This is a genomic window from Mesorhizobium hunchu (assembly GCF_040081975.1).
Lineage (GTDB): Bacteria > Pseudomonadota > Alphaproteobacteria > Rhizobiales > Rhizobiaceae > Mesorhizobium > Mesorhizobium hunchu.
This window is the reverse complement of sequence record NZ_JBEBMG010000002.1, coordinates 560,001-572,486: the sequence shown is the minus strand read 5'-3', so window position 1 is coordinate 572,486 and position 12,486 is coordinate 560,001. Positions and strand designations below refer to the sequence as shown.

At 65.9% G+C, this 12,486-nt stretch carries 8 protein-coding genes (1 of these 8 cut by a window edge); 7 read left to right on the top strand and 1 reads right to left on the bottom strand.

Going from position 1 to position 12,486, the window contains the following annotated elements; genetic code table 11:
- Positions 1–64 precede the first annotated feature (64 nt).
- From ptsP to ABMA46_RS06180, 7 genes are all read left to right on the top strand, one after another.
- Entirely contained in the window at positions 65–2,335 is a 2,271-nt protein-coding gene (ptsP, locus tag ABMA46_RS06210) for a phosphoenolpyruvate--protein phosphotransferase (protein WP_348998427.1), read from the top strand.
- Positions 2,336–2,495: 160 nt separating this feature from the next.
- Positions 2,496–3,572 carry a peptide chain release factor 1 gene (prfA, locus tag ABMA46_RS06205; protein WP_348998426.1) on the top strand — a complete coding sequence of 359 codons (1,077 nt, stop codon included), beginning with the start codon at positions 2,496–2,498 and terminating at the stop codon, positions 3,570–3,572.
- Positions 3,573–3,685: 113 nt separating this feature from the next.
- Positions 3,686–4,573 (top strand): peptide chain release factor N(5)-glutamine methyltransferase, encoded by an 888-nt coding sequence (prmC, locus tag ABMA46_RS06200; protein ID WP_348998551.1) that lies wholly within the window; start codon positions 3,686–3,688, stop codon positions 4,571–4,573.
- 310 nt (positions 4,574–4,883) lie between these two features.
- Entirely contained in the window at positions 4,884–5,693 is an 810-nt protein-coding gene (locus tag ABMA46_RS06195) for a DUF4167 domain-containing protein (protein WP_348998425.1), read from the top strand.
- Positions 5,694–6,035: 342 nt separating this feature from the next.
- On the top strand, positions 6,036–8,645 hold the full coding sequence (gene clpB, locus ABMA46_RS06190; RefSeq protein ID WP_348998424.1) for an ATP-dependent chaperone ClpB: 2,610 nt from the start codon (positions 6,036–6,038) through the stop codon (positions 8,643–8,645).
- A gap of 78 nt (positions 8,646–8,723) precedes the next feature.
- Positions 8,724–9,743: an LLM class flavin-dependent oxidoreductase gene (locus ABMA46_RS06185; RefSeq protein ID WP_348998423.1), complete on the top strand. Its 1,020-nt coding sequence runs from the start codon at positions 8,724–8,726 to the stop codon at positions 9,741–9,743.
- A gap of 227 nt (positions 9,744–9,970) precedes the next feature.
- Complete coding sequence (locus tag ABMA46_RS06180; RefSeq protein ID WP_348998422.1) at positions 9,971–11,560, top strand: L,D-transpeptidase family protein; 1,590 nt, start codon at positions 9,971–9,973, stop codon at positions 11,558–11,560.
- A gap of 87 nt (positions 11,561–11,647) precedes the next feature.
- On the opposite strand, the gene ABMA46_RS06175 is transcribed toward ABMA46_RS06180, so the two are convergent.
- Positions 11,648–12,486, bottom strand: partial view of a peptidoglycan DD-metalloendopeptidase family protein gene (locus ABMA46_RS06175; protein WP_348998421.1) — the 3' end only. 1,117 nt of this gene lie beyond the right edge of the window; 839 of the gene's 1,956 nt are visible here — the last part of the coding sequence; its start codon lies beyond the right edge, outside the window; its stop codon occupies positions 11,648–11,650.

Genomic DNA, 12,486 nt, shown 5'->3' with positions numbered 1-12,486 from the left:
TCGGATCGTGTCGCGCGCGGCGGGGGCCGCGCCGGAACGATGGCCATTGGAGAACACCGTCGCGATGCGTGATACGGCCAGCGGCCCGCGCGTACTGCTGAGACGGCTCCGCGAGCTCATGCAGGAGCCGATGGAGCCGCAGGATCGGCTCGACCGGATCGTGCACGACATCGCCGCCAACATGGTCGCGGAAGTCTGCTCGCTCTACGTGCTGCGCTCCGACTCGGTGCTGGAACTCTACGCCACCGAAGGTTTGAACAAGAATGCGGTCCACCTCGCCCAGCTTCGGCTCGGGCAGGGCCTCGTCGGCACGATCGCCGCCAGCGCGCGGCCGCTCAACCTGTCCAACGCGCAGGAACACCCCGCCTTCGCCTATTTGCCGGAGACGGGCGAAGAGATCTATCACTCTTTCCTCGGCGTGCCGGTGCTGAGGGCAGGGCGCACACTCGGCGTGCTCGTCGTCCAGAACAAGACCATGCGCAACTATCGCGAGGACGAGGTCGAGGCGCTGGAAACCACGGCGATGGTCATCGCCGAGATGATCGCGACTGGCGATCTGTCGCGGCTGAACAGGACCGGCGTCGAGCTGGACCTGAGGCGGCCGGTCTCCTTCACCGGTTCGGCGTTCAACGACGGCATCGGGCTCGGCCATGTCGTCCTTCACGAGCCGCGCATCGTGGTGACCAACCTGTTCAACGAGGACAGTGAAGAGGAGGTGCGGCGGCTGGAGACCTCGCTCAACTCGCTCAGGCTGTCCATCGACGACATGCTGTCGCGCCGCGACGTGGCTTTCGAAGGCGAGCATCGCGAGGTGCTGGAAGCCTACCGCATGTTCGCCAACGACCGCGGCTGGGTCAGGCGTCTGGAGGAGGCGATCCGCAACGGCCTCACGGCGGAAGCGGCCGTGGAGAAGGTGCAGTCGGACATGCGCGCGCGCATGATACACATGACCGATCCCTATCTGCGCGAACGCATGAGCGACTTCGACGATCTCGCCAACCGGCTCCTGCGCCAGCTGATGGGCCGCGGGCCGGAGGACATCGCCCAGTCGCTGCCCAAGGACGCCATCATCGTCGCCCGCTCGATGGGGGCGGCCGAACTGCTCGACTATCCGCGCGAGAAGCTGCGCGGGCTGGTGCTGGAGGACGGCGCGGCCACCAGCCATGTCGTCATTGTGGCGCGCGCGATGGGCATTCCCGTCGTCGGCCAGATGAAGGGCGCGGTTTCCATGGCGGAAAACGGCGATCCGGTCATCGTCGACGGCGAGGAGGGCGCGATCCATCTGAGGCCGCAGCCCGATCTCGAGACGGCCTATGCGGAGAAGGTGCGCTTCCGGGCGCGTCGGCAGGAACTCTATCGCGAGCTGCGCGACAAGCCGTCCGAAACGCGCGACGGCGTGGGAATAGACCTGCTTATCAATGCCGGCCTGTCGGTCGATCTTCCGCACCTGGCCGATTCGGGCGCGGCCGGCATCGGCCTGTTCCGCACCGAGCTGCAATTCATGGTGGCCTCCGCCTTCCCGCGCGCCGAGGCGCAGGAGAGGCTCTATCGCGACGTGCTGGAAGCTGCGCACGGCAAGCCCGTCACCTTCCGCACCATCGATATCGGCGGCGACAAGGTCCTGCCCTATTTCAAGGACGCCGAACAGGAGGAGAACCCCGCGCTCGGCTGGCGCGCCATCCGCCTCACGCTCGACCGGCCGGGCCTGCTGAAGACGCAGATCCGCGCGCTGCTCAAGGCGGCCGGCGGGCGTGAGCTCAAGCTGATGCTGCCGATGGTCACGGAACTGTCCGAGATCGCCCAGGCGCGCGAGATCATCGACAAGGAGGTGCGCCACCTGTCGCGCTTCGCGCATCACCTGCCGACCAGCCTGAAGCTCGGCGCGATGCTCGAGGTGCCGTCGCTGCTGTTCCAGCTCGACGAGCTGATGAAGGCGGTGGATTTCGTCTCGGTCGGCTCCAACGACCTGTTCCAGTTCGTCATGGCGGTGGACCGCGGCAATACGCGGTTGGCCGACCGCTTCGATCCGCTTTGCGCGCCGTTCCTGCGCGCGCTGAAGACGATCGCCGATGCGGGCCGCCGCAACCGCACGCCGGTGACGCTGTGCGGCGAACTGGCCGGCAAGCCGATCTCGGCCATGGCGCTGGCCGGCATTGGCTTCCGGTCCATCTCGATGTCGCCGGCCTCCATCGGCCCGGTCAAGGCGATGCTGAGGGAACTGCCGCTGAAGGAACTGGAGGCGTTCTTCGCCGACAATCTCGACGCGCCGGCGGCAAAGGTGCCCATGCGGGCGCTGCTGCAGGCCTTCGCCGACGACCGTGGAATACCGGTTTAGGGCGCTGGCTGGCCTGTTTCCGTTGGCATGGCGAGGGCGGACGGCCGCCCGGACTCCGGCGTTCCAGGATGGCTGACCGCCGCATTCCGCCACGGCTCGTTGAGATTTCAGGCGATCTCGGCTATGTGCCGGCCATGCACTCCAACCGTCACACAGCATCATGATCTCCCTTCCCCGCGACCGCATGGACCAGGTGGTCAAGCGCTTCGAGATGCTCGAGGCGCAGATGGCCGCCGGCCCGGCGCCCGACGCTTATGTCAGGATGGCGTCGGAATATGCCGACATGCAGGACATGGTCGCCAAGATCCGCGCGCTGCGCGGCGCCGAGCAGGAGGAGGCCGATCTCCACGCCATGCTCGAGGACAGGGCGACGGATGCGGAGATGCGGGCGCTGGCCGAGGCCGATCTTCCCGGCGTCGAGGAGAAGATCGAGGCGCTCCAGAAGGGTATCCAGATCCTGCTTCTGCCGAAGGACGCGGCGGACGAGCGCAGCGCCATCCTGGAAATCCGCGCCGGCACCGGCGGCGACGAGGCCGCGCTGTTCGCCGGCGACCTTTTCCGCATGTACGAGCGCTACGCCGCCGGGAAAGGCTGGCGGGTCGAGGTGGCCTCGGCGAGCGAAGGCGAAATGGGCGGCTACAAGGAGATCATCGCGCAAGTCGCGGGAAAGGGCGTGTTCGCCCATATGAAATTCGAATCCGGCGTGCATCGCGTGCAGCGCGTGCCGGAGACCGAGGCGCAGGGGCGCATCCACACCTCCGCCGCCACGGTGGCGGTGCTTCCCGAGGCGGAGGAGGTCGACATCGAGATCAGGCCGGAGGATATCCGTATCGACACGATGCGCGCCTCCGGCGCCGGCGGTCAGCACGTCAACACCACCGATTCGGCCGTGCGCATCACCCACCTGCCGACCGGCATCATGGTGGTGCAGGCGGAGAAGTCGCAGCACCAGAACCGGGCGCGCGCCATGCAGATCCTGCGCGCCAAGCTCTACGACATGGAGCGCAGCCGCGCGGCCGAGGAACGTTCGGAATCGCGCAAGCTCCAGGTCGGCTCCGGCGACCGCTCGGAGCGCATCCGCACCTACAATTTCCCGCAGGGAAGGCTGACCGACCACCGCATCAACCTCACCCTCTACAAGCTCGACCGGGTGATGGAAGGCGAACTCGACGAGGTCGTCGACGCGCTGATCGCCGACCACCAATCGAAGCTTCTGGCGGACATGGAGGAGGGGTGAATGCCGCTGCCGTTCATTACCGTCGGCCGTCACTTGCGATGAAATCACCCCCACCCCTAACCCCTCCCCGCAAGGGGGAGGGGGAGTTGCCGCACACCAAGTCCCCCTCCCCCTTGCGGGGAGGGGTCAGGGGTGGGGGTAAGTCGCTTTCTCTTCGGGAAACACTTCAGCGCGCCCGCCAGCACCTGACCGACGCCGGCATCCCCGAGGCCACCCTTGATGCGCGCCTCCTCGTCGAGCATTTTTCCGGCACGACGCGCATCGATGCGATCACGTATCCCGAGCGCGAAGTCGGGTCCGACCTCGTCGAGGCGATCGATGCCGCGCTTTCGCGCCGCATATCCGGCGAACCTGTCCACCGCATCCTCGGCTTCCGCGATTTCTACGGGCTGCGGCTGTCCCTGTCCCCGCAGACACTGGAACCGCGGCCGGACACCGAAACGCTGGTCGATGCCGTGCTGCCCTTCGTGCGGGAGAGCGTAGCGCGCCAAGGCGAATGCTCCATTCTCGACCTCGGCACCGGGACGGGAGCGATCGCGCTGGCGCTGCTTCATCTGGCGCCGGCGGCGCGGGCAACGGGAGCGGATATTTCCGATGACGCGCTGGCAACGGCTGCCACCAATGCCCGGACCCTTGGCCTCGCGGAGCGGTTCTGCGCCAGAAAATCCGACTGGTTCGCGAAAATTTCGGGCCGATACGATGCAATCGTCTCGAACCCGCCCTATATATCGTCGAACACCATCGAAACGCTGCAGAAGGAAGTGCGCGATTTCGATCCGCACAGGGCCTTGGACGGCGGCCAGGACGGGCTTCATGCCTATCGGGCTATAGCGGACAGTGCGGCGAACCATCTGGAAGAAGACGGCATCGTGGCGGTCGAGATCGGCAACACGCAGAAACAGGACGTCAGCGCGATATTCGCCGAAGCGGATTTCGATGTGGTCGACGCGCGGCGCGATCTTGCGGGAAACGATCGCGTTCTGGTCTTCAAGCCCAGGTAAAATGCCGTGCGCGACAAAAATAACGCTTGGCAAGCCGGTGAAAATACGATTAGGGTCCGCCCCAACCGGATGAACGAAGCAGGCAGTGCTCCTAAGCGATTCGGTTTCCTTGGAAATATCTGCCTTCTTGCGCAAACGACGCCCAAGCTTCGTGCGGGAATCATTCGGCAAGTGATGTAACCGGAACGGGATGACGTGACGCCAACGCTATCGATGCGGGCGATCGCCGGTGGAACAGCGAAACGGCAGGCTGCATGAGCGCCGCCGTGCGCACCATATTTTTCAAGCTTCGCAATGGAAGAGAGTCCTGATGAGGCCACAACAGCAGAACAGGCGCATGCGCGGCCGTAATGGCGGCGGTGGAAACAACAACAATAACAACAATCGCCGCGGGCCGAATCCGCTCAACCGCAATTACGAGAGCAACGGGCCGGACGTGAAGATCCGCGGTTCCGCCCAGCAGATCGCCGAGAAATACGCCGCGCTCGCCCGCGATGCGCAGAGCTCCGGCGACCGGGTGATGGCCGAGAATTATCTCCAGCACGCCGAGCACTACAACCGCATCATCGCCGCCGCTCAGGCGCAGATGCCGATCCAGCAGAATCAGCAGAACCGCGACGACCTCGACGACGAGGAAGAGGACCGTGAGGACTTCGAGAACGGCGCGGCCGTCGGGGAAGCCCAGGTTCCCGCCGTCAACCACGGCGCCGGCCCACAGCCGGTGATCGACGGCACGCCGGCCGAAGTGGCGCTCAACGGCAGCCATGGCGGCCGCGATGAGGCAAGCCGCGACAATGGTAACAACGAAGGCGGCAACCGCGGCAATCGCCAGAACCGGGACCGTCGCAACGGCCAGCGCCACGAGCGCAACGCCTCGCAGGGCGAGGCCAATGGTTCCGACGATGCGACGGAGACCGAAAGCGCGCCGGTTTCCTCTGCGGATATGGGGCCGGCCGGACTGGCCGCCCAGGTCGAGCAGAACGAGAACGGCGCCGAGGCGTCGGCGCCTCGGCGGACCCGCCGCCCGCGCCGCAGCGCCCGGCCGGAGGCCGAACAGGCCGGATCCGATGCCGCCGAGCCGGCTTCGGGCGAAGCCGCGGAAGCGGTGGCCGAGGGCTGACGCGCCGGCGGCATTGGCGAACTGTTTTCCGCCTTGATGGCGGGTGAAAGGCGGGGCTTGTGCCCCGCCTTTTGGTTTCCGGCGTTCGGAGCCTCGGTGTTCAAGAAGCCCCAGTGTTCGTGAAGCCCTGGTGTTCGGGAAGCCAGGTTCAGGTGCGGGCGTATGTCTTTCGGGCCGTCATGTGGTTCGATTTTTTTGCGCTGCCGCGTCGCCTCATCCTTGAGCAAACGGGACGACCTGCCCATATTCCTTCCAGCGAGACTTTGCTCTTCCAGAGAGAGTCTGTCGCCAAGGCTGATCCGGTGCCGCGAAGCGGGCCGGTGACGGAAGGAGACAACATATATGAATCTTGAAAAATACACCGAGCGCGTGCGCGGCTTCATCCAGTCTGCCCAGCAATATGCGCTCAACCGCGACAACCAGCAGTTCACCCCCGAGCATCTTCTCAAGGCCCTGATCGACGACAACGAAGGCCTGGCCGCCTCGCTGATCGAGCGTGCCGGCGGCCGGCCGCGCGACGTCGAACTCGGCGTCGACGCCGCGCTCGACGCGCTGCCGAAGGTCGAGGGCGGCAACGGCCAGCTCTACATGGCGCAGCCGCTGGCCAAGGTGTTTTCCACTGCCGAGGATCTGGCCAAGAAGGCCGGCGATTCCTTCGTGACGGTCGAGCGGCTGTTGCAGGCGCTGGCTATGGAGAAGTCGGCCAAGACGTCCGATATCCTGGCCAAGGCCGGCGTTACCGCGCAGGCGCTGAACGCCGCCATCAACGACCTGCGCAAGGGCCGCACGGCCGACAGCGCCTCGGCTGAGCAGGCCTATGACGCGCTGAAGAAATATGCGCGCGACCTCACCAAGGACGCCCGCGAAGGCAAGCTCGATCCGGTTATCGGCCGCGACGACGAGATTCGCCGCACCATCCAGGTCCTTTCGCGGCGCACCAAGAACAATCCGGTGCTGATCGGCGAGCCCGGCGTCGGCAAGACGGCCATCGCCGAAGGCCTCGCCTTGCGCATCGTCAACGGCGACGTGCCCGAATCGCTCAAGGACAAGCAGTTGATGGCGCTCGACATGGGCGCGCTGATCGCAGGCGCCAAGTATCGCGGCGAATTCGAGGAGCGGCTGAAGGCGGTGCTCAACGAGGTCACGGCGGCCGCGGGTGGTATCATCCTGTTCATCGACGAGATGCACACGCTGGTTGGCGCGGGCAAGGCGGACGGCGCGATGGACGCATCCAACCTGTTGAAGCCCGCTTTGGCGCGCGGCGAGCTGCACTGCGTCGGCGCCACCACGCTGGACGAATATCGCAAATATATCGAGAAGGACGCGGCTCTTGCCCGCCGCTTCCAGCCGGTCTTCGTCGACGAGCCTTCGGTGGAGGACACCATCTCCATCCTGCGCGGCTTGAAGGAGAAGTACGAGCAGCACCATAAGGTGCGCATCTCGGACTCGGCGCTGGTGTCGGCGGCGACGCTGTCGAACCGCTACATCGCCGACCGCTTCCTGCCCGACAAGGCCATCGACCTGGTGGACGAGGCCGCCTCGCGGCTCAGGATGCAGGTCGATTCCAAGCCCGAGGCACTGGACGAGATCGACCGCCGCGTCATGCAGCTCAAGATCGAGCGCGAGGCGCTGAAGGTCGAGAAGGACGATGCCTCCAAGGATCGGCTCGCCAGGCTAGAGAAGGAACTGGCCGGGCTGGAAGAGGAGTCTGCCGCACTCACCGCAAAGTGGCAGTCCGAGAAGGCCAAGCTCGGCGAGGCTGCCGACCTGAAGAAGCAGCTCGACGAGGCGCGCAACGAGCTTGCCGCCGCCCAGCGCAAGGGCGAGTTCCAGAAGGCCGGCGAACTGGCCTATGGCCGCATCCCCGAACTGGAGAAGAAGCTGAAGGAGGCCGAAGCCCAGGACGGCAAGACCGGCGGCATGGTGGAAGAGGTGGTCACCCCCGACCACGTCGCCCATGTGGTGTCGCGCTGGACCGGTATTCCGGTCGACAAGATGCTGGAAGGCGAGCGTGACAAGCTGCTGCGCATGGAAGACGAGATCGCCAAGCGGGTCGTCGGCCAGGGCGAGGCGGTACAGGCCGTTTCCAAGGCCGTTCGGCGCGCCCGCGCGGGATTGCAGGATCCGAACCGACCGATCGGCTCGTTCATGTTCCTCGGCCCCACCGGCGTCGGCAAGACGGAGCTGACCAAGGCGCTGGCCTCGTTCCTGTTCGACGACGAGACGGCGATGGTGCGCATCGACATGAGCGAGTTCATGGAGAAGCATTCCGTCGCCCGCCTCATCGGCGCGCCTCCCGGCTATGTCGGCTACGAGGAGGGCGGCGTGCTGACGGAAGCGGTCAGGCGACGGCCCTATCAGGTGATCCTGTTCGACGAGATCGAGAAGGCGCATCCGGACGTGTTCAACGTGCTGTTGCAGGTGCTGGACGACGGTCGCCTGACCGACGGGCAGGGTCGCACGGTCGATTTCCGCAACACGCTGATCGTCATGACCTCGAACCTCGGGTCGGACTATCTGGTCAATCTGACGGAGGACCAGGATGTCGACCTCGTGCGCGAGGACGTGATGAACGTCGTCAGGGCGCATTTCAGGCCGGAGTTCCTCAACCGGGTGGACGAGATCATCCTGTTCCACCGGTTGCGCCGGCAGGATATGGGCCGGATCGTGGAGATCCAGCTCAAGCGGCTGGAGAAGCTGCTTGTCGATCGCAAGATCACGCTCGATCTCGATCACGATGCGGTCGAGTGGCTGGCGAACAAGGGCTACGACCCAGCCTACGGCGCCCGCCCGCTCAAGCGCGTCATGCAGAAGGAACTGCAGGACCCGCTGGCCGAAAAGATCCTCGGCGGCGACATCCTCGACGGTTCGACCGTCAAGGTGACCGCCGGCTCCGACAGGCTGAACTTCCGGTCGAAGCCGACCGTGGTGAAGGAAGAAGCGGCGGCCTGAACGCCGCTCTTTACAGCCGCTCCGAACGAGACGCCCCGCCGCGAGGCGGGGCGTTGATTTTACGACAAGGGTTCTCCCATGAAAAAGATTGGGTTTCTGTCCTTCGGGCACTGGACGCCGTCGCCGCATTCGCAGACGCGGTCGGCATCCGATGCGCTTGTGCAGTCGATAGAGCTTTCGGTCGCCGCCGAGGAACTCGGCGCGGACGGTGCTTATTTCCGGGTCCATCACTTCGCGCGACAGCTTGCTTCGCCGTTCCCGCTGCTGGCTGCCGTCGGCGCGAGGACGAAGCGCATCGAGATCGGCACGGCGGTCATCGACATGCGCTACGAGAACCCGTTCTATATGGCCGAAGACGCCGGCGCAGCCGACCTGATCGCCGGCGGGCGCCTGCAACTCGGCATCAGCCGTGGTTCGCCTGAACAGGTGATCGACGGCTGGCGGCATTTCGGCTACGCGCCGGAGGAGGGCAGGACCGACGCCGACATGGCGCGCCGGCACGCCGAGGTATTCCTGCAACTGCTGAAGGGCGAGGGGTTCGCGCAGCCGAATCCGCGTCCGATGTTTCCCAACCCGCCAGGCCTTCTGCGGCTTGAACCGCATTCGGAGGGTTTGCGCGACAGGATATGGTGGGGCGCGGCCACCAACGGCACCGCGCAATGGGCCGCGCAGCTCGGCATGAACCTGCAAAGCTCGACGCTCAAGTTCGACGAGAACGGCAAGCCGTTCCATATCCAGCAGGCCGAGCAGATCAGGCTCTACCGCGAGGCCTGGAAGGAAGCCGGCCACGCGCACGAGCCGCGCGTGTCGGTCAGCCGCAGCATCTTCGCGCTGATGGACGACCGCGACCGCGCCTATTTCGGCAACAGCGGCGGCAGCGACCAGTTCGGCTATATCGAGCCGGAGGTGCGGGCCGTGTTCGGCCGCGGCTATGCCGCCGAGCCCGACGTTCTGGTCAAGGAACTGGCCGAGGACGAGGCGATCGCCGAAGCCGACACGCTTTTGCTCACCGTGCCGAACCAGCTCGGCGTCGACTATAACGCGCATGTGATCGAGGCGATCCTGACCCATGTCGCGCCGGCGCTCGGCTGGCGCTGACACGAACACGATTGGCCGACAGCGGCCGCTTGTCGCGGGGTTTGGGCTCTTTCGCATCGCCGCAGCCGGCCATGCGGCAAAAAGGGGAAAGCGGAATCGACTCGCCCCGCCATCTTCATGCCCGGTTCATGTTGGAACCAATAGGCAGGGTAGCCGGTTGCGTGGCTTTGGAGTTCGCCGCGCATCGATCGGCACGGCGGCGGGAAAGACCGGAGATATTCGACCACATGGTCCGCACGATTCTTGTCCTCTCCACCTTGGCGGCAGGGCTGACGGCACAGGCGGCGCAGGGCGCGCCGCTGGCGGAGCCTTCCGCTCCCGCGGCGCACGCGGCCGGGCAAAGCGAGATCCTCGTCGCACAGGCAGGCGACTATCAGGTCTTCTATGACGGGCGAGGCAACCGCGTGATCGTCGATGCCGGCACCGGCCGGGTCATCGCCGTGCAGCCGCCGGGCTCGCGCTTCGACCGCCGCGCGATGCGCCTTCGCGAGCGGGCGCGCCGTTTCGACGGGCCGCAGGGGGACGACCGTTACTATCTCGACGATCCCGAGGACACGGCGCGATTCCGCCGCCGCCAGCGCGAGCAGGAAGGCGAATTGCTCGGACCGGCCGACGGCTACGACGATCCTTATGGCGACGGCGGCAATGGCGGTCGCTATACATATCGTGACGACCAGTTCCCGCCAGCCCCAACGCCAGCCCCGGCGCCGCGCGACTACGGCAACGGGGACTACGGCGGCTATGGCGACAATGGTTCCGGAGGCACCGGGGCAGGCGCGCCGCCGGTGGCCAACGATGCTCCGGTCGAGCGCCAGCCGCTCGACGAGGCGTCGATCGATCCGTCGCAGTCCGGCGCAGAGGACGCCGCGCCAGCCATCCAAAAGCCCCTCGGCGAAGCGCCTTCGAACGAACCGCCGTCCATCGAGCCGCCGCGAATCGGCGATACGGTCGTCGATCCGTCGCTGTCGCTCGGATCGCGCGCCGATGTCGCCGCGCTTCAGGTCCTGCTCGACCGCGGCGGGGCGTCGCCGGGCGTGATCGACGGGCGCTTCGGCTCCAACGTCGACAAGGCGCTCAAGGCCTACGACCGCATCAACAGCACAAATCTCAGATCGACCGACACCGCCGCCATCAAGGAGGCGCTGGCGAAATCCGGTGGCGACGCCTTCGCCCGCTACACCATCACGCCGCAGGACGTCGCCGGTCCCTACGTCGCCTCCGTCCCGGAGGACTACGGCGCGAAGGCGAAGCTCGATCGGCTGTCCTATACCTCCGTGACCGAGGCCCTGGCCGAGCGCTTCCATATGGACGAGGCCTATCTCAAGGCGATCAATCCGGGCGTCAATTTCAACCGGCCGGGCACCATCGTCAACGTCGCCAATTTCGGGCGGCTGGCCTCCACGCCGGTGGCGCGCATCGTTGCCGACAAAGGCAGGAAGCAGGTCTTCGCCTATGATGAGGACGGCAAGCTGGTCGCAGCCTACCCGGCCACGATCGGCTCGTCCGACACGCCCTCGCCGAGCGGAACCCATGCGGTGTCGCGCGTCGCGGTCGATCCCAACTACACCTATAATCCCAAGATCAACTTCAAGCAGGGCGACAACGACAAGGTGCTGACCATCCCGCCCGGACCGAACGGGCCGGTGGGGTCGATCTGGATCGCGCTCGACAAGCCGACCTACGGCATCCACGGCACGCCGGAACCGTCGAGGATCGGCAAGACCCAGAGCCACGGCTGCGTGCGCCTGACCAACTGGGACGCGGCGGAACTGGCGAAGCTGGTGAAGCCGGGCGTGCCGGTGGAGTTTGTGGATTAGGGAAATAAGGCAGTAAGGCAGTAAGGCAGTAAGGCAACAAGGTTCCAGGCAACCCTTATTGCCCTATTCACTTACTGCCTTACTGCCTTATCCTTCCACCTTCGCGCTGGCCACCTTCAGCGGGTCTGATTCCTGCTGTTTCAGCAGGTCGTCGATGCGCTCGCGCTCGCGCTTGAAGGCGACGAGGTCGTCGCCCTTGAGCGTCCTTCCCTGCGGCAGGCGGACCCGCATCGGGTCGACCTTGGTGCCGTTGACGATCAGCTCGTAGTGAAGATGAGGGCCGGTGGCGAGGCCGGTCTGGCCGAGATAGCCGATGACCTGCCCCTGGCGCACCTTGACGCCGGGCTGGATGCCCTTGGCGAAAGCGGACTGGTGGTTGTAGGAGGTCTCGTAGCCGTTGGCGTGGCGGATCATGATCTGCTTGCCGTAGCCGCCGGCCCAGCCGGCCTTTTCGATGACGCCGTTGCCGGCCGCGATGATCGGGGTGCCGACGGGGGCGGCCCAGTCGACGCCGGTATGCATGCGCACATAGCCGAGGATCGGGTGCTTGCGCGCGCCGAAGCCTGAGCGGAACCTGCCGCCGGGCAGGGGGTTGCGCAGCAGGAACTGCTCGGCGCTGCGCCCGTCCTGGTCGAAATAATCGAAGGTGCCGTCCTCGAGCTGGAACCGGTAGAGGTTGCGCGTCATCCCGCCGATCGAGGCCGATACATAAAGAAGCTCGGAGTCGTCGGAGGCGCTGTCGTCCTCCTCGGGCTGCGAGAACAGCACCTCGATGCGGTCGGTCGGGCTGAGCCTGGACTGGAAATCGACGTCGGAGGCGAGCAGCCGGATGAGCTGCTGCGTCATCTTCTTCGACATGCCATAGGAGTAGGCCGCCCGGTAGATGCCGTCATAGATGTCGGGCAGGCTGCCGCGGACCACCGGCG

Bases quoted from the DNA above. Each gene is read 5' to 3' on its own strand.
- ptsP (WP_348998427.1), top strand. From the start codon at position 65: ATGCGTGATACGGCCAGCGGCCCGCGCGTACTGCTGAGACGGCTCCGC.
- prfA (WP_348998426.1), top strand. From the start codon at position 2,496: ATGATCTCCCTTCCCCGCGACCGCATGGACCAGGTGGTCAAGCGCTTC.
- ABMA46_RS06195 (WP_348998425.1), top strand. From the start codon at position 4,884: ATGAGGCCACAACAGCAGAACAGGCGCATGCGCGGCCGTAATGGCGGC.
- clpB (WP_348998424.1), top strand. From the start codon at position 6,036: ATGAATCTTGAAAAATACACCGAGCGCGTGCGCGGCTTCATCCAGTCT.
- ABMA46_RS06185 (WP_348998423.1), top strand. From the start codon at position 8,724: ATGAAAAAGATTGGGTTTCTGTCCTTCGGGCACTGGACGCCGTCGCCG.
- ABMA46_RS06180 (WP_348998422.1), top strand. From the start codon at position 9,971: ATGGTCCGCACGATTCTTGTCCTCTCCACCTTGGCGGCAGGGCTGACG.